This is a genomic window from Lacrimispora sp. (genome assembly GCF_031982545.1).
Lineage (GTDB): Bacteria > Bacillota > Clostridia > Lachnospirales > Lachnospiraceae > Lacrimispora.
In genome coordinates, this window is sequence record NZ_DALYXB010000014.1 from 122225 (window position 1) to 140002 (window position 17778).

Annotated in this window: 14 protein-coding genes; 11 read left to right on the top strand and 3 right to left on the bottom strand. The window is 42.5% G+C overall.

Annotation, left to right across the window (positions count from 1 at the left end; all coding sequences use genetic code 11):
- The first annotated feature begins 97 nt into the window (after window positions 1–97).
- Window positions 98–1486: an MATE family efflux transporter gene (locus ABS301_RS21195; RefSeq protein WP_349674124.1), complete on the top strand. Its 1389-nt coding sequence runs from the start codon at window positions 98–100 to the stop codon at window positions 1484–1486.
- A 13-nt stretch (window positions 1487–1499) separates the two neighbouring features.
- Window positions 1500–2495 carry an alpha/beta hydrolase gene (locus ABS301_RS21200; protein ID WP_349674096.1) on the top strand — a complete coding sequence of 332 codons (996 nt, stop codon included), beginning with the start codon at window positions 1500–1502 and terminating at the stop codon, window positions 2493–2495.
- Here ABS301_RS21200 and ABS301_RS21205 read toward each other — a convergent pair.
- The gene (locus ABS301_RS21205; RefSeq protein ID WP_349674097.1) at window positions 2492–3334 is read right to left on the bottom strand and encodes a helix-turn-helix domain-containing protein; all 843 of its coding nucleotides are present in this window, start codon (window positions 3332–3334) and stop codon (window positions 2492–2494) included. The two genes, ABS301_RS21200 and ABS301_RS21205, sit on opposite strands and share 4 nt — an antisense overlap.
- Window positions 3335–3779: 445 nt before the next feature.
- On the opposite strand from ABS301_RS21205, the gene ABS301_RS21210 reads away from it, so the two are divergent.
- Genes ABS301_RS21210 through ABS301_RS21220 form a run of 3 tightly spaced genes read left to right on the top strand, consistent with a single transcriptional unit; the run spans window position 3780 to window position 7344 of the window.
- A complete protein-coding gene (locus ABS301_RS21210) occupies window positions 3780–5120 on the top strand; it encodes an APC family permease (protein WP_349674098.1) in 1341 nt (446 codons plus the stop codon).
- Between the two features lie 2 nt (window positions 5121–5122).
- Complete coding sequence (locus ABS301_RS21215; RefSeq protein ID WP_349674099.1) at window positions 5123–6388, top strand: aminotransferase class V-fold PLP-dependent enzyme; 1266 nt, start codon at window positions 5123–5125, stop codon at window positions 6386–6388.
- A 56-nt stretch (window positions 6389–6444) separates the two neighbouring features.
- Window positions 6445–7344, top strand: a complete 900-nt coding sequence (locus tag ABS301_RS21220; protein WP_349674100.1) for a LysR family transcriptional regulator — start codon at window positions 6445–6447, stop codon at window positions 7342–7344.
- 95 nt (window positions 7345–7439) lie between these two features.
- On the opposite strand, the gene ABS301_RS21225 is transcribed toward ABS301_RS21220, so the two are convergent.
- Window positions 7440–8351, bottom strand: coding sequence for a LysR family transcriptional regulator (locus ABS301_RS21225; RefSeq protein ID WP_349674101.1), 912 nt, complete (start codon window positions 8349–8351; stop codon window positions 7440–7442).
- A 137-nt stretch (window positions 8352–8488) separates the two neighbouring features.
- On the opposite strand from ABS301_RS21225, the gene ABS301_RS21230 reads away from it, so the two are divergent.
- Both ABS301_RS21230 and gltS read left to right on the top strand, forming a co-directional pair.
- On the top strand, window positions 8489–9178 hold the full coding sequence (locus tag ABS301_RS21230) for an RraA family protein (protein WP_349674102.1): 690 nt from the start codon (window positions 8489–8491) through the stop codon (window positions 9176–9178).
- A 13-nt stretch (window positions 9179–9191) separates the two neighbouring features.
- Entirely contained in the window at window positions 9192–10373 is a 1182-nt protein-coding gene (gene gltS, locus ABS301_RS21235) for a sodium/glutamate symporter (protein ID WP_349674103.1), read from the top strand.
- 146 nt (window positions 10374–10519) lie between these two features.
- Here the strand turns inward: gltS and ABS301_RS21240 are convergent, their stop codons facing one another.
- Window positions 10520–13021 (bottom strand): glycoside hydrolase family 31 protein, encoded by a 2502-nt coding sequence (locus ABS301_RS21240; protein ID WP_349674104.1) that lies wholly within the window; start codon window positions 13019–13021, stop codon window positions 10520–10522.
- Between the two features lie 268 nt (window positions 13022–13289).
- Here ABS301_RS21240 and ABS301_RS21245 point away from each other — a divergent pair, with 268 nt between their 5' ends.
- The 4 genes from ABS301_RS21245 to ABS301_RS21260 all read left to right on the top strand — a co-directional run bounded on the left by ABS301_RS21245 (window position 13290) and on the right by ABS301_RS21260 (window position 17772).
- Entirely contained in the window at window positions 13290–14090 is an 801-nt protein-coding gene (locus ABS301_RS21245; protein WP_349674105.1) for an alpha/beta hydrolase, read from the top strand.
- A 240-nt stretch (window positions 14091–14330) separates the two neighbouring features.
- Window positions 14331–14537 (top strand): hypothetical protein, encoded by a 207-nt coding sequence (locus ABS301_RS21250; RefSeq protein WP_349674106.1) that lies wholly within the window; start codon window positions 14331–14333, stop codon window positions 14535–14537.
- 18 nt (window positions 14538–14555) lie between these two features.
- Entirely contained in the window at window positions 14556–15515 is a 960-nt protein-coding gene (locus tag ABS301_RS21255) for a M14 family metallopeptidase (RefSeq protein ID WP_349674107.1), read from the top strand.
- 49 nt (window positions 15516–15564) lie between these two features.
- Complete coding sequence (locus ABS301_RS21260) at window positions 15565–17772, top strand: DNA topoisomerase III (protein WP_349674108.1); 2208 nt, start codon at window positions 15565–15567, stop codon at window positions 17770–17772.
- Window positions 17773–17778: the final 6 nt, after the last annotated feature.

Below are 17778 nucleotides of genomic sequence, written 5' to 3' on the forward strand. Positions count from 1 at the left end.
TATTATAATCGAGGAAACCTGCTTTTAAAAAGTACAGGAATGAAATTTGGAAAAAACGGAGGTAGCACAGAAAAAGTACGCTTTTACTGTTATGAGTATGAAAAAATTTATTGGAAACAAAGCATTTTATAAAATGGTACTGGCCATTGCAATTCCTATTATGATCCAGAACGGAATTACTAATTTTGTCAGTCTTCTCGATAACATCATGGTGGGAATGGTGGGTACCGGGGAGATGTCCGGAGTTGCCATTGTAAACCAGCTGATATTTGTTTTTAATGTCAGTGTGTTCGGCATCGTCTCTGGTGCGGGTATCTTTGGAGCCCAGTTTTATGGCTGTGGAAAGCATGACGGAGTAAGGCACACCTTCCGGTTTAAATTTATATGCTGTCTGTTCCTGGCAGCTGTGGCTGCTGTCATATTTTATTTTTACGGAGAGAACTTGATTTACATGTACCTTCATGGAGAAGAAAGCGGCGGAGATCTTACAATTGCTCTTACCAATGGCCGCAAATACATGCTTGTTATGATAGTTGGGCTCTTACCCTTTGCCATTGAGCAGGCATACACCAGTACTCTTCGTGAGTGCGGGGAAACCGTAATTCCCATGAAGGCAGGAATTGTTGCAGTGCTGGTTAATCTGGTCCTTAACTATATTCTTATCTTCGGTAAATTCGGAGCACCGGTTCTTGGCGTGGTGGGCGCAGGAATTGCCACTGTTGTGGCAAGGTATATTGAGACTATGATTGTAATAGTCTGGACCCATAAGCATAAGAAACGCTTTCCATTTATTGAGGATGCATATAAGAGCATGCATATACCAGCGGGTCTGGTCGGCAAAATCTTTGTGAAGGGTACGCCTTTGATTGTAAACGAAGCTTTGTGGGCAAGCGGAGTGGCAATGTTAATGCAATGCTACTCTGTCAGGGGACTGACTGCTGTGGCGGGATTAAATATCTCCAACACCATTGGCAATGTGTTTAATGTGGTTTATCTTGCTCTTGGAGTGTCTGTTTCCATTATTGTAGGCCAGCTTCTGGGTGCGGGAAAGATGGAGGAAGCCAGAGAAACAGATACCAAGCTGATCGTGTTCTCCGTTGCATCCTGCGCGGTAATGGGTACAATCCTGGCGATTGTAGCACCTCTGTTCCCGATGATTTACAATACAACCGATGAGGTAAAGCACTTAGCAGTTCAGTTTATCCGGATTCTGGCCTTTATTATGCCGATGAATGCATTTATGAATGTATCTTATTTTACACTGCGTTCCGGAGGAAAGACGGTCGTTACCTTTTTCTTTGACAGTGTGTTTATGTGGGTGGCAAGTATTCCGGCAGCGTATCTGCTGAGCCGATACACCCAGATCCCCATTATTCCGCTTTATTTTATGTGCCAGATGGTAGATATTATTAAATGTATCATCGGTTTTGTTCTGGTAAAGAAAGGGGTATGGATTCAGAATATCGTTCTGGACCATGAGGCATAAGAGAGGAGAGGGTATGATGTTTGAGTCTGTTTCCGTTGATACAACGATTGAAGAGCTTTGCACAGAAAAAGAGCTCTCCCAGTTTTCTGATTTTTTTTTCACTCATATGACAGAGGATGTATGGAAGCGTAAAATTGGTGATTATGGAAATGAACGGTGTGGGATACTGCCTGCGATAAAACGGATTTATGAGGTAATGGAAGCAAACACCCAGGTGATCTACGATGTTTATCCAAAAGAGGAATGGGAAAAAGAACCGGATAAGGAACAGGTGAAACTGATTCATATGCCGGGAGACCCGGATAAGCCCTTTGTACTTGTGTGTCCGGGAGGAGGGTATGCAAGGGAATGGGTTCTGGTTGAAGGCTATCCCATTGCCGAGCAGTTAAACCGAATGGGGTATTCTGCATTTATCTTAATTTACCGGACAGGTCAGAAGAACCTTCTTCCCAAACCTATGGAGGATACTGCGGCAGCTCTTAAATTTCTTGATGCCAATCGCGAGAAGTTTCAAATCAGAATGGAAGGCTATGCAGTGGCGGGATTTTCCGCAGGAGGCCATCTGGCAGCTGTATGGGGAACGAAAGAGAAGGGATATGCGGCCTATGACATTCATAAGCCGGGTGCCCTGTTTCTTGGTTATCCCAGCATCTCGACGGTTCAGTTTTTAAAGGATATGGAGCGGGCATCTGATTCTGAGCGGGCAGCAGCCGTGAAGTATTTAGAACGGATCGGAGGGGAGAATTTTACAAAAGAAGGGCTGGCAGAGTACAGTGTGGAACACCTTATGGATCAGGATTATCCTCCCTGCTATCTGATTCACAGCAAGGATGATCCAGTGGTTAATATTGAAGCCAGCTACTTAATGGAAGAACAGCTAAAAAGCTTAAATGTCCCTCGCAGAGTGCGGTTTATGGAGCATGGCGGACACAGCTTTGGTCTTGGAAACGGGACGGAACTTAATGGCTGGCTGGCAGACGCCGTCAGCTTCTGGGAAGAGGTACGTTAAGGACTCTTCTTATTGTCCTGTTTTTTCTGATCAGCATACTGCTTGCGGTTTTTAGAAGGTGACATGCCGATTATGGACTTAAATACACGGTTAAAATGGGTTACATTGGAAAAGCCCACCTCTTTGCTGATATCTGTGATTGTCCGGTTTGTCTCCATAAAAAGCCTTTGAGCATGGATGATGCGAATGTGATTGATGTACTGGATAATGGTGCTGTTGGTATAGCGCTTAAACTCCCGGCATAAGTAATAAGGGCTTAAATAAAAGCGGGAGGCCAGATCCTCCAGTGTAATGTTTTCCGAAGAATGGCTGTGAAGGTAGTGAAGAATTTCCGTAATGCGGCTCCGGTTCTCCGGGGCTGCTTTTTCATCCGCTCTTCTGGCGATTTTAATTAAAAGAAGATTGAGCAGCATCTTCATGGCATCAGAATGAAACCCTTCCCCATCGCCCTGTTCTTTTAAAATATCGTTTAACAGAAGATGAACGGACTGGCTGGCTTTTGTATCAAACCGATAGACTCCGGCTGACTGGCTGAGGGTGTGGAGAACTTCCGGCACAATGACTGTTTCTGGGGAAAAATAGACCAGAACCCGTTTAAAGGGCACGTCGTTATCTCCATAGGAATGGTGCATGGAGTAGGGAGGAAAGATAATAAATTCCCCTGAGTTTAAAGAATAAATATTATCGTTCACCATATGATATCGTTTTCCGTATTCCAGATAATATAATTCAAAATATTCGTGATAATGGGATTTGGCCATGTTATCGTTCACGCCCTGAATCCGCTCAATGGCGATCGTCTGGCCTCCTGCCATAATGAAACTTGCTGTATCAATCAAGATTGTACCTCCATGGGTATAACTGGCTTCATTATAACGTTTTAATGTCCGGATATCAATATAGGATTAATGAGAAATGCTCTCAGTAAATGTTCTTGCTTTTTCCTGGCTCCTGTGATATCATGAACTTAGTTAGCAATAACTAACTACATGTGAATATTCTATACATCAGACTAACCCTCTGAGATTATCCTTCATTGACCCGTGAGGGATCATGACTCCTACAAAAAACCCGCCCCTGTAACCGCATGACAGGGACGGGCTTTTTGGTGTGCGGAAATATTGTTTAATGTATTAAAATAAAGACAAGCTATGAAATATATTCATAACTTTACTTAAAATAATTCATTTTATGTTGTGCAGAATTCATGATAGAGTGTAGTTGTTAGCAGGTAATAATTCACATGTGAAAAAGAAGTTATTAGAATTTTATTGGAGGAATTACATGAAAGAAGATAAGCTTAAAAAGGAAGTGTCAGGTTTCAGTGCCTTTGTTATGGTAATCGGAACCATTATCGGCTCTGGTGTGTTTTTTAAACCCACTGCTGTTTTTGGGGCATCAGGAACACCGGGGTTGGGACTTCTTGCCTGGGTTCTGGGCGGTCTTCTTGCACTTGCAGGCGGACTGACAATTGCGGAGATTGGAACACTCATTCCCGAGACCGGCGGAATGATGACTTACTTAGAAAAAATCTATGGAAGGCTGTACGGATATTTAATCGCCTGGGCACAAACTATTATATTTTATCCTGTCCGCTTTGCCGCAGCAGCAGTTATTTGTGCAACTCAGATTGTCAGCCTGCTGGCGCTTGCCCAGAAGCAGATCATCCCAATTGCTATTTCAATTATCATATTTATCAATATTATCAATGCGCTTGGTAATAGAACCACTGATCTGTTACAGAAACTGGCAACTTTTTTGAAATTTATTCCTATTATACTGATTATTTTAGCGGGTCTTTTTTTAAACCCTGAACCTGTAAAAATACAGCTGATTCCATTTACAGATCCAACCCGTTCCTTTTGGAAGGCAATATCAGCCGCATTGCTGGCTACACTTTATGCGACTGACGGCTGGATGAATGTTACAAATATCGCAGGAGAAATGAAAAACCCAGGTAAAAACCTGCCTAAGGCCATTATCGGCGGAATCAGCATGGTAACGCTGGTATATTTAGTGATCAATGTTGCGTATTTAAAAGTAATGCCTGCCAGCGCTCTTGCAGCAACTGCAACACCGGCAGCAGATGTGGCACGTATCCTGTTTCCCAGCTTTGGAGGCAAGCTGATCACCATAGGAATTATGATTTCTGTTTTCGGTTCGCTTACCGGTTTCGTAAGAGCCGGATGGAGAATTCCATATGCTCTTGGAATCAGAAACCTTCTTCCTTTCAGCACCTTTTTCGGTAGCTTGAGTAAAAGATCACAGATGCCGGTAAACGGCGGTTTCTTTATGATGATGATTACAATTATCATGATGATATGCATTGGTGATTTCAATATCCTGACAGATATTGGTTCCTTCGTCATCTGGACCTTCTATATTCTTACGTTTGTGGGGATTTTTGTATTAAGGAAGAAATGGCCTGACAGAGAAAGACCATATAAGGTTCCTCTCTATCCCATTGTACCAGTATTCGGCATCATAGGTGGCTTCTTTGTTTTAATTTCAACGATTGTTTATCAGCCTAAGATAGCCGTTATTTCAATTGTTTTTATGATATCCGGTATTCCGATTTATTTATATTTGGTTAAAAAATATCATAGTGATAAAGGAGAAAAATAAGAATGGAACAAGGTAAATTATTTAGTCAGGATAAATTAAAAGAAATCAGAGAGCAGTTTTATTATGTGGATAAAGATGCAAACGGCTGCAGCAGATTGTTCTTTGATAATGCAGGAGGTTCATTCCGTTTAAAAAAAGCAGAAGAGCGTTTCCGGGAAATTGATATGATTCCTGACTGTTCGGAGAGAAATCATAAAATGGCAAAATATCTTCAGGAGATTGAAGAGCAGGGAAAAGATGATGTAAGAACAATTTTCAATATAAAAGGCGGATCCATTGTCACAGCACTGACGGCATCTCAGGCAATATTCCAGCTGACTGGATCAGTAGCAGAAAACATTCCGGGTACCAATATTGTGACTTCCGTTCTGGAGCATCCGTCAGCTTTTGATGCTGTGGGGTATTATGCAGAGAAAACAGGAAAAGAAGTACGTGTTGCAAAGAGTAACCCCCTTACCGGCGGTGTGGACGCAGAGGAAATCGCAGGTCTTATTGATCAGGATACTGTTTTATTAAATGTGATGTATGCTTCCAATATTTCCGGCGCCATTTTTAATATTCCTGAAATTATTAAGACTGCACGTAAAATCAAACCGGATCTTTATATCATTGTAGACGCGGTACAGCATACTCCCCATGGCGCCATGGATTTTTTCGGACTTGACGTAGATGCCGTTACATTTGCACCTTATAAGTTCTTTGGCGTAAGAGGAATCGGCGTGGCATACATATCTGAGCGTATGGCAAAACTTCCTCATCATAAACTGGCCGGAAAAAAAGAGGGGGAATGGGAATTAGGAAGTCCCGCACCGGCCCAGTATGCCATGATTACGGAGATTATTAATTATGTCTGCAGTCTGTCAGAGGATAAAGCAGAAACCTCCAGAAGAGAGGCATTCGCAAATGGAATGGAGCAGATTGCTCTTCACGAAAGAGCCTTGCTGTATCATCTTTTGGAAGGAACAGAAAAAAACAGGGGACTTCGAGGCAGGAAGGGAATTAACGTATTCATGGATCATGGATCTTTAACAACCCGCGATTTAATTATAGGTATCGGCTTTGATAACATTGATTATGCTGATGCAGTAAAGGAATATGAAAAACGGGGCGTAATTGTTTATGAAAGAGTTGCGTCAAGTTTATACTCCAGAAGAATGCTGGAATCGTTTAATTTAAAAGGAGCAATCAGGGTGTCCCCTCTTCACTGCAACAGCATAGATGAGCTGGATCAATTTTTAGAAGTTACGGAAGAAATATCAAAGCTGTAACGTTGACAGATATTCCCTCCTGCCTATATAATTAGAATAGAAATGGGGGAGGGAATATGGATTTTACAGAATTAGAAACCTATCTGGCTGTCGCTGATTCTCTGAATTTAACAAAAGCAGCAGACCACCTGTTTATCTCTCAGTCAACGGTTACTCACAGGCTGAACAGACTGGAGGATGAGCTTCAGTATAAGCTTTTTACAAGAAAAAAGGGAAAGCGTACGGTGGAACTCACTGTCCGGGGAGAGGAATTCATGTCGCTTGCCCAAAGATGGATCGCCCTGCATCGTGAGATTGAGCTGCTAAAGCACAGCTATTCCAAGACCTTGTCAGTAGCATCAATAGACAGTGTGAATGTCATGATGCTGCCCACAGTCTTAAAAGAAATATCAAAAAAAGAGCATGGGGTGAATGTTAAAATTCAGACCGGCCATACACCTGAAATATACGATCTGGTAAAACGCAGAGAAGCGGATATCGGTTTTGTCTCTTCGGATTCCTACTACGAAGAGATTATTACCCAACCGGTTTTTAAGCAGAAATATGTATTAATCAGACCCTGTGCCAGACCCCAGGGGAGAAAAAAAGTTCATCCCTCTGAGCTTGATCCATCCATGGAACTTTTTCAGAGCTGGGGGTATGATTATCTTAAATGGCACGATTACTGGTGGCCGTCAACGGTATCTCCTCATATCAAGATAGATTCCGTAACGGCATTATGTAATTTCCTTGATGATGAGCAGTACTGGGCCATTGTACAGCTAAGCAGTTTAAAAACCATACTTAAAAATCTCAGTGTACAGGTATACGACATTGCAGAGCCGCCTCCTGAATGGGTATGTTATAAAATCATGCATAAATACCCAGACAGTAAAAATGCCGCCAGTATACGTTCTTTTAACCAGATCTTTGATCTATTTTTATCTGATACGGATCTGTTCATGGATAATATATGATGGGATTAACAACATAGACATACTACACGAAAATAAAAGGTTATATGAGCGGACAACCCCGTACTGTGGGGAATGTCTTCTTGTATAACCTTCTTTTATTCCAGCATCCAGGGCTCAAATCTGCAGATATTTTCATTGGATGATGCAAAGACTTCAACTTCCCGCTCAATCATATTCAGGGCATTCAGCTTACTGGGTTTGGGGTACCGGTGTGTCAGCTGGTAGCAGATTCTTGGCGGCGGAGATTCTTTTAACTCATAAAAGGCGATTTTCTCTGTTTTCTGCATGGAACGTATTAACGAGATGGGGCCGATAGCCCAGTTCCCTGGCTTATCAAGATAGTGAATCAGGGTGGAGCCGGTATTGACGGTAATCATATGCTGTGAATTATTCCAGTTACTGCCATGCCACAATTCATAGTCTGCTCCCCAGCGCAGATATGCCTCCTTGCGGGGATCTAACTGTGAAGTGCTGATTCCGCTATAGTAGTTACTTCCCTCATGAGTAATCAGATACATTTTTTCACGGTATACAGGCCTGGATATAATATCAGGATATTTGATTTGACTGAAAACGAAACCGATATCGATAATACGGTTTTCTAACAGGCTGTGTATTTCAGCAGAGTGGAATGTCTGAACTGCCAGCTCAATATCAGGGTAGAGATTAAGAATTTTTTTGTATAAGGGCACAAATGTAAAGTTATTTATCAAATCTACACTTCCAATGGAAAGCAGAGTTTTGACAGACGATGTATGAAGAGAATACATGTCTCTCCAAAGGCTTGCCCATTGCTGCGCAATTGGTACCAGATCCGTTCCGTGGGAGGTGAGTTCTGCAGTACGCTGTCCGCGTTGTCTCATGAATAGCTTTACTCCAAGCTCATTTTCCAGGCGTTTGATACGCTGGCTTATAGTACTTTGGCTTATAAATAGCTTTTCTGCAGCCAGAGATAAGGTTTTGTATTCTACAACTGACATAAAAGCTTCAATTTCTTCTATTGTCATATTCCCCTCCTGAAACATTATAATTATTAATATTATATATAATAATTATTCGTTTTACAACAAATATAATACTTGCTATGATAAATCAGAGATTTGGTACATGCGCATGACCAGTCAGTAATTGGAGGTATTATGATATGGATAATGTAGGTTATAAAATTTATCAGGATTTTAAAAGACCATCGAAAGAGTTAGTAGAAAAATTCCGTAGTATCCCAGTTGCCAATATCGGGGATTGTATGAATCGGACATCTTCGCTTGCGTCTTCATTGGAGCCATTAAATGACAGCACTCTTCTTGGAACGGCATATACCTTAACCGCTGTAGGGGGAGATAACCTTTTATTTTACTATGCCATTGATAATGCAAAACCAGGAGATGTGATTATTGTTGCTGGAGGAGGATATACAGAACGGGCGCTTTGCGGGGAAATCATGGCTTCCTATGCAAAAAAAAGAGGTATAGCCGGCTTCGTGGTAGATGGTGCGATCCGGGATAAAAAACAGCTCTCAGAAATGGATTTTCCGGTATATGCAGTCAGTTCCACTTGCAACGGACCATATAAAAATGGACCAGGCTGCGTTAATATTCCTGTCAGCATTGGAAATCAGGTTATTTATCCAGGTGATATTATTGTGGGTGATGATACCGGAATTATAGCCATAAGACCGGAAGATGCAGAAATATTATATGAAAAAGCATTAAAAGTAATAGAAAAAGAAGCGGATATGATGAAATCCATAGAGGAGAAGGGTACGCTGGATCTAAGCTGGTTGTATCGGAAACTGGAAAAGGATAACTGTCAGATAATACTTGCTCAAGAATAAGGGGAGGGTTTCTATGTTTACAGTAACACTTGATGTAATACAAACGGTTGCTTTAGGAGCAATTGTATATATAATAGGGAGAAGTATTAAAAATCGTATTCCACTATTTCAAAAATATTTTATACCTGCACCTGTTGTAGGAGGTTTACTGTGTAGCTTTTTGATTTTTGGTTTATCTAAATCAAATCTTATTGAGGTAAAGCTGACTAATACACTGCAGGATTTTTTTATGAACCTCTTTTTCACATGCACGGGTTTTACCGTTAGCATACCTATTATCAAAAAGAGTGGGAAACAGGGAGCAATACTGGCAGTGGTAGCTGTATTTTTTCTGGCAATACAGAATGTGGTAGGGATTGGTCTGGCACAAATGCTGGGATTAAATAAACTTCTGGGAATTGCTATGGGCTCTATATCCATGTCAGGTGGAGTCGGATCAGGAGCAGCCTTTGGACCGACACTGGAAAAGCTGGGCGCAGAAGGCGGAACTACAGTAGGGGTTGCGGCAGCGACATTTGGTTTGTTGGCAGGAAGTCTGGTTGGAGGCCCGGTTGCAAAGCGTCTGATTGATAAGTATCATCTGAAGGCGGATGCCGGTTTACAGATGGAAGTTGAGGAAAAGAGTCATGTATCACTTATTGAAAAGAACTTTTTGAATTCTGTATTGTCCGTTCTATTGGCAGCGGGTGTGGGATCTGTTATTTCCTGGGGGCTTAACTTGACTGGGCTGACATTTCCTTATTATGTAGGCTGTTTATTTGCTGGTGCAATTTTCCGTAACATTGCGGAGGCATGTCATACCGAATTCCGAATGGAAGAGATCGATATTATTGGGAATATTTCACTTAACCTGTTCCTTTCCATGGCATTAATGTCCCTTAATATAGCTAAGCTGGTAGGACTTGCAGCCCCTATGCTGGTAATACTCCTGGTCCAGACCTTTGTTATGGCGATCTATGCTGCAACAGTAACATTCAGAACAATGGGAGGAAACTACGACGCTGCAGTTATGGCAGCCGGTCATTGTGGAGTAGGATTGGGACAGACTCCTAACGCGATTGCCAATATGTCTTCTATTATAGAGGAAAATGGTCCGGCACCCAATGCATGGTTCGTATTGCCGGTTATCACAGTAGTATTTATAAATATTTTCAACCCGATAGTCATAACTGCTTTTATCAATTTGGTAAAATAAATTATATTGATTATCCTTGTATCATGATAGACTGAATCCTGATAGTCAAACACAGAAAAAGAGACTGTGCTTAACTATCAGGATGTTTTTTGTGTAATAAAGCTATTTACAAAAGAGGGAGAGGATAACTTGACACTTTTGTAAAATTACATACCAATCATATCAAACTGCTGGAATGAAATCACAAGTCTGCAGTCTTTTTTAGGATTCGGATATTTAATCTGAACGGATTTTAATGTCTGGCTGTAGTACCAGCCGCAGTCTGCGGCTTCGAATTTTTTACCATACAGGAAATGAGGCAGTTCTTCGCCGTCTAATGTAATCCAGAACGGTGCCTTGTCTCTGCGGATTACATCTAAATAAATATTCTCAACCGTGGTCTGATAGCTGCCTTCCTGCTTGAATTCCACCACGGTCTGTTCACCAGAAGTCATTGTGATTCCAGTCTTTAAATAATCTCCGTTATGATAATTTAATGTAGTGCCATCATCCTCGTAGAGTGTAAATGAATTGTCTTTACCAGCAGCAAGCAGCAGGTGGATTCCCGTAACAGTCTCGGTGGTTAAGTTATTCATCTGGTTGGCTGCCATAGGAATGATTGCACCTTCCCGTACAAAGAGCGGAATACTTGCCATTGTTACCGGGAACTCAAGGGTTTGTCCTCCCTCGAATTTTTCTCTGGTATAGAAATCATAGAACGTCTCCCCCTGGGGCAGGTAGACGCTTCTTGTAAGAGCACCTTTTTCCACAATATTAGCTACCAGCAGAGAATCTCCAATCATAAAATCTATGCCCTCTTCATAACTGGCAGGGTCATTCTGGAATGCGCTGCACATGGGTTCCATAATAGGTAACCCGGTTTCGTGGGCACGTTCCATAAGAGAGTACAGGTAAGGGATCAGTCTGTAGCGGAACTTGATTGCATCCCGGATATATCCGGTGTGATTTCCGTACATCCAGGGTTCTGTCACCGTATTATCTGTATTTACGGAGTGTACGGAAAATCTCGGCTGGAAAATACCGTTTTGAATCCAGCGGACCATCAGCTCTGCTTCCGGAGATGTACCGTAAAATCCGCCGATGTCACAGCCCTGGTTTGCCACGCCGCTTAAACTCATGCCCAGTATGGTTGCAATGTTATATTTTAGTGAATCCCAGCAGGTTAAGTTATCACCAGCCCAGGTCTGAGCGTAGCGCTGAATTCCGCTGTGTCCGGACCGGCATACAATAAAGGGTCTGGTGTTTTCAAAGGTTTCATGAATGGCCTCATCGGTGATCTGGCACATGATGTTGGACATTACGGATTTTAACTGACCGATGGTACCGCCTTTGCCTTCAAAATCACAGCGGCAGTCTTTGTCCACCATGCTGTCATATTCACAGTTATCGTTCCATACCGAGCAGGTTCCCATTTCCAGAACATTTTCCTTTAACAGTTCTTTCCATACACTGCGGGTTATGGGTTTGGTAAAATCAGCGAAAACTCCCTTGCCGCCCCACCAGGTACCAATACCGGGCTCGTCGCTCTGGCTGTCTTTTACAAAGATATCTTTTGCTTTCATCTGTTCCAGATTGGGATGGGAAAGAAGAATTCCAGGTTTTACGTTTGGAGATACAGTAATTCCTCTTTTTTTCATCTGTGCAAAGAAGTCTCTTGGATTTTTAAAACGTTTTTCATTCCAGGTAAATACACAGCGTTTTACACCCTGTTCGGTGTCCTGAGAGGTGTAACCGGAGGAAAGCTGGAAACCATCCACCGGGATATCCTCTTCTTTGGTTGTGTCAATAAACTCTGCGATTGCGTCATCACAGTCAGCCTCCAGTTCAGGATAATACATGGACGAGCCAAGATATCCAAGTGCATACCGGGGAAGCATGGCGGATTTACCTGTAAGATCAGTATACCGGGAAACAACTTCACGGATAGAAGGACCGGCAATCAGGAATAAATCGATATCACCGCCGTCGGTACGATAACGGCTGTGAGGTTTCCAGTAATTGCTCTTTTCTCTACCCATATCAAAATCGCATTCATAAGTATTATGATAGAAATATCCCACTGCTTTTTTGGAACTGCGGTTTAATTTAATGTAAAACGGAATGTGCTTATACAGGGAATCGGTTTCCTTTGGGTTATAACCCATGGCATCCTTGGGGCTCATGGATAGGAATTTCTGCGCTTTATTCCACTGCCCGCTCTTTTCACCAAATCCGTAGAAGCAGTCCTGGGGTGAAATCTCGCTGGTGTGAATCCGGCGATGATTGCTGTCCTCTAAATATCCAAGGTCTACAATATCAGAATGAAGGCAAGTACCTTCTTTATCATAAACGCAGATACGGAATGGATCTTTTTCAATCACAACCTTCAACTGGGTCCCGGTCAGAATGGCCTGTTCTCCGGTCTGGCTGAGACTTGCGGTGGCTGGAACAACCCGTTTTCTCTGCCCTTTTAAAAGCCCGTCTATGCGATCCTCCCATGCGGTCATAACCAGACTGTAGGATTCTTCCGCAAAATCACCGTCAAATCCGGCTCGGATTCTTAAAATGGTTTCTGTTAAAAAGTGTACCCGGATCTCGATGGAATTGGTAATGATTTTAAAATAACCATCCATCTCCTTTACTTCATTCACGTTTGTACATAACTTCATAAGGCATATACTCCTTTACTGTAATTCTAAAACAGGTTTGTGATATTATCATAAAGAAAACGGCAATCAAATACTAGACTAAAATTGCAGACTGTCAGTCAAAACTATACATATCTTGCACTCTTTCAGAGGGAAATATGCCGGATACAGACGTAAACCTGGGGATAAAAGAGCAAAATAGGTATAGGATATACTAAAAAAGTGTAATTTTTGTCTAGCACTGAATGACGAATACGAATATAATGAAGGAAAAAAGGAGGATTCAACCATGGCCAGTATGAATTGTCATTATTATAGTTATTCTTTGGGACATACAGTGGACATCAACGTTTTTGTACCAACACCAGAGGGAAATGAGCAGATCACCAGTGAATCAGCAAAGAAAGCATTTCCTTATGAAAAAGGTCTGCCAGTCCTGTATCTGCTTCATGGAGCGTTTGGAGATTACAGCTCCTGGATGCGTTTTTCCAACATCGAGCGTTATGCTCAAAAGCATTGCTGCGTAGTAGTTATGGCATCAGCGGAAAACAGCTTCTATCAGGATATGTACCGTGGAAACCGCTACTTTACCTTCTTTTCAGAAGAACTTCCCGGATTTATTAAAAGTATTTTTCCGGTTTCCAAAAGACGGGAGGATACCTTTGTAGCAGGACTGTCCATGGGAGGCTATGGAGCATGGTTTTTGGGATTGTCAAAACCGGAGCAGTATGCCAAGGCTGCCAGTATGTCTGGTGCGCTTAATATTGTAAAAACCTTTGAGGAAATCAAAAATGGATCCATTGATGGTCCGTTCCCCTGGAAAAATATTTTTGAAAATCCGGATGAGATTGCTGGAAGCAGTGCAGATCTGATGGTTCTGTATGACCGCTGCGTAAATGACGGAATCGTACCGGAGCTTTATCAGGCCTGTGGAACGGAAGATTTCCTTTATGAAATGAATAAAGAAGTAAAGAAAATTATGGAAGAAAAGGGTGCCCATGTTATTTATGAGGAAGGATCGGGCAATCATAACTGGGATTTCTGGGATCAGTACATCAAGAATGTCCTGCAATGGATGTTACCGGTTTAATTGAGAATTCTTTCCTAAAAAGAGGGCTTGTTTTTTCAAAAATCTTGTGATATTATTATGACAGTTAGTTAATCCTAACTGCGTGTGAATATTCTAACATCAGACTAACCCTCTGATTGCATCCTTCATTTGACCCGTGAGGGATCATGACTCCTACGAAAAAGCCGTACCTGTTACCGCATGACAGTACGGCTTTTTTGGTTAAGAAACAGGCGGAAAATTCGGTTAACGGAGGAATAAATGGAGATAAAACAACTGGAATACTTTGTGGCAATTACTTATTTGTGCAGTCATGTATTATTTCTTTATAAAGGAAAAGCAGTGGAAGTGAGAAAAACAGATACCATTCGTGAAGTGAGTCACACTTATGCTAAAAAGCTTCTGGGTGCAATACTCCATGTAGGTGAGGGCAATGAAACAAAGGCGCCCGATCAGGCTGTTTCATAATAAGAGAGGAGAAAGAACATGCTTCAGACAAAAACCATAAAACTTCAATCAGGCAAGCGGATTCAAGGAATGCTGCAGGTGGAAAATCATGATTTAGAACTGCCATTCTGCGCTGTGTGCGGCAGCAAAGAAGGACCGGTAGTTCTTATTACAGCCGGAATACATGGTGCAGAATACATTGGAATACAAACGGCCAGAGAATTGTCAACGGAGTTTGATCCGGAAAAGATAAACGGAACCATTGTATTTCTCCTTGCTGCAAATCCCCAGGCAGCATTTTCCTATACCCGACTTTTTGTGCCGGAAGATGGGAAGAATCTAAATCGGGTATTTCCAGGAAAAAAAGATGGAAGTCTATCCGAAAAAATTGCTTACACCATAGAGCATGAGCTTCATAATAAGGCAGACTATTATATAGATCTTCATGCTGGAGATATTCATGAACAGGTAATGCCTTTTGTGTATTATCCTGGAATTGCCAGAGAAGAGGTTACTGAAAAATCCAGAATAATGGCCGAGGCAACAGGAATGGAAATTCGTGTAAAATCCTCCGCAACCACTGGTTCCTACAATTATGCGGCAATCCAGGGAGTCCCCTCGATCCTGATGGAACGGGGAGGGGGAGGAAGTTTTACAAATGAACAGCTAATTTCCTATAAACAGGATGTACGAAATGTTCTTTCGGTTCTTGGTGTTATAAGCAAAGACCGGATGGAGAGAAAAGATCATATTCAGAATGAAGTGATAAATGCTGTTTATACGGATTCATTGGCAGATGGCTTCTGGCATCCGACGAAACAGCCGGGTGAACGGTTTTTAAAGGGAGAATTGTTGGGAACAGTGGAAGATGTGTGGAGGGCATCTCTCCAGCAATGTCATGCTAACTTTGACGGGATTGTTTTATATGAGACAACAGCCATGGGGGTGAGGGAAGGAGACTCGCTGATTGCTTATGGAGAGTACCGCCAGTTGTCATAATTCGTCCAATGAGCTATAATAAAGACAGAAATGCCATTGGAGGAATAAAATGAAATCTTTAATTATAGCAGAGAAACCATCCGTCGCCCGGGATATTGCCCGGGTTCTTCACTGTACAAAGAATCAGGGAGGTGTTCTGGAAGGGAACGCCTATGTAATCACCTGGGGGTTAGGCCATTTAGTCACTCTGGCAGACCCGGAGGATTACGATCCTAAATATAAGGAATGGAAGATGGAAGATCTTCCTTTGATGCCGGATCAGTTCCGTCTTGAGGTAATCAAGCAGACCGGAAAGCAGTACAGTGTGGTGAAAAAGCAGATTCACAGAAGTGATGTGGGAGAAATCATCATTGCAACCGATGCGGGACGGGAAGGGGAACTGGTAGCCCGCCTGATTCTGGAAAAAGCAGGAAACAAAAAGCCAATAAAACGGCTCTGGATCTCTTCTGTTACAGATAAAGCCATCAATGAAGGCTTTGCCCGTCTGAAGAACGGACATGAATACGATAATCTCTACGATGCAGCCATGTGCCGTGCAGAAGCGGACTGGCTGGTGGGAATCAATGCGACCAGAGCGCTGACCTGCAAATACAATGCCCAGCTAAGCTGCGGACGTGTTCAGACTCCTACCTTAGCTATGATTGCAAGGAGAGAAGAAGAGATTAAAAACTTTGTGCCAAAGTCCTATTATGGTATCACAGCAAAGGCTTCCCAGCCGGCGTTGACATTTATCTGGCGGGATGAAAAGTCTAAAAATTACCGTTCTTTTGACCGGGATCGCTTAGAAGGACTGCTTAAGCAGATGGATAACGGAAAAGACGGGATCATTACCGAGGTAAAAAGCACTCCGAAAAAAAGTTTTGCCCCCCAGTTGTATGATTTGACAGAGCTTCAAAGAGAGGCAAACCGGAAGTTTAATTATTCAGCAAAAGAAACCCTCAATATTATGCAGAGGCTGTACGAGAATCATAAAGTGCTGACTTACCCGAGAACAGATTCCCGGTATTTAAGCTCTGATATTGTCCCCTCGATCAAAGAAAGGCTGGAAGCCTGCGGTGTGGGGCCTTACAGAAAGCTTGCAGGGAAACTGCACAATGTGAAGATAGAAGCAAAGCCCTATTTTGTAGATGATAAAAAAGTATCCGATCATCATGCCATCATTCCCACCGAACAGTTTGTCCAGCTGGATCATATGACCATTGATGAGAGGCGGGTCTATGACCTGGTAGTCAGAAGATTTCTGGCGGTTTTGTATCCCCCGTTTGAATATGAACAGACCGAGCTTGAGGTGCTGATAGGGGGAGAAAACCTGGTTGCAAGAGGAAAAACGGTAAAAGCACCCGGCTGGAAGGAAGTCTATGAATCCCCGGACGAAGACGAGGATGAAGAAGTGGAAGTAAAAGAACAGAATCTTCCTTCTGTGAGAAAGGGCGATCCGGTAAAAGGCTTTACGCTGTTACTGACGGAAGGAAAGACAAAGCCGCCGGCTCCATTTAATGAGGCTACTCTCCTCTCAGCCATGGAAAATCCTGTCTCCTATCTGGAGACAAAGGACCGGAATATGGCAAAAACCCTGGGAGAAACCGGAGGTCTGGGAACTGTGGCAACCAGAGCAGATATTATAGAAAAACTTTTTTCCAGCTTTCTTCTTGAGAAAAAAGGAAAAGACATTTACCTGACATCAAAGGCAAAGCAGCTTCTGACTCTGGTACCGGAGGATTTAAAAAAGCCGGAGCTGACTGCTGACTGGGAGATGAAACTGTCTTCTATCGCAGCTGGAAAACTGAAGCGAGGTTCTTTTATGAAGGACATCAGACTGTACTCAGAAGAATTAATTCAGATGATCAAAACCGGAGAAGGAAATTTCCGTCATGATAATCTGACCAATACCAAATGTCCCGTTTGCGGAAAGCGGATGCTTTCTGTCAAAGGAAAAAACAGTGAGATGCTAGTCTGTCAGGACCGGGAATGCGGACACCGGGAAGTGGTTTCAAGAACCAGCAATGCCAGATGCCCGGTCTGCCATAAAAAGCTGGAACTGAAAGGAAAAGGAGACGGACAGATCTTTGTCTGCAGATGCGGTTACAAAGAAAAGCTGACTGCCTTTAAAGAACGCCGGACGAAAGAAGGGGCCGGCGTCTCCAAGAAAGATGTGGCAAAATATATAAATAAGCAGAAGAATGAGGCCGCTGAGCCGATCAATTCTCCTTTTGCGGATGCGTTTGCAAAGCTGAATTTAGGAGGAGAAAAAGACTGACAGTGT

Coding starts and splice junctions, on each gene's coding strand:
- ABS301_RS21195 (WP_349674124.1), top strand. CDS start 98: ATGAAAAAATTTATTGGAAACAAAGCATTTTATAAAATGGTACTGGCC.
- ABS301_RS21200 (WP_349674096.1), top strand. CDS start 1,500: ATGATGTTTGAGTCTGTTTCCGTTGATACAACGATTGAAGAGCTTTGC.
- ABS301_RS21210 (WP_349674098.1), top strand. CDS start 3,780: ATGAAAGAAGATAAGCTTAAAAAGGAAGTGTCAGGTTTCAGTGCCTTT.
- ABS301_RS21215 (WP_349674099.1), top strand. CDS start 5,123: ATGGAACAAGGTAAATTATTTAGTCAGGATAAATTAAAAGAAATCAGA.
- ABS301_RS21220 (WP_349674100.1), top strand. CDS start 6,445: ATGGATTTTACAGAATTAGAAACCTATCTGGCTGTCGCTGATTCTCTG.
- ABS301_RS21225 (WP_349674101.1), bottom strand. CDS start 8,351: ATGACAATAGAAGAAATTGAAGCTTTTATGTCAGTTGTAGAATACAAA.
- ABS301_RS21230 (WP_349674102.1), top strand. CDS start 8,489: ATGGATAATGTAGGTTATAAAATTTATCAGGATTTTAAAAGACCATCG.
- gltS (WP_349674103.1), top strand. CDS start 9,192: ATGTTTACAGTAACACTTGATGTAATACAAACGGTTGCTTTAGGAGCA.
- ABS301_RS21240 (WP_349674104.1), bottom strand. CDS start 13,021: ATGAAGTTATGTACAAACGTGAATGAAGTAAAGGAGATGGATGGTTAT.
- ABS301_RS21245 (WP_349674105.1), top strand. CDS start 13,290: ATGGCCAGTATGAATTGTCATTATTATAGTTATTCTTTGGGACATACA.
- ABS301_RS21250 (WP_349674106.1), top strand. CDS start 14,331: ATGGAGATAAAACAACTGGAATACTTTGTGGCAATTACTTATTTGTGC.
- ABS301_RS21255 (WP_349674107.1), top strand. CDS start 14,556: ATGCTTCAGACAAAAACCATAAAACTTCAATCAGGCAAGCGGATTCAA.
- ABS301_RS21260 (WP_349674108.1), top strand. CDS start 15,565: ATGAAATCTTTAATTATAGCAGAGAAACCATCCGTCGCCCGGGATATT.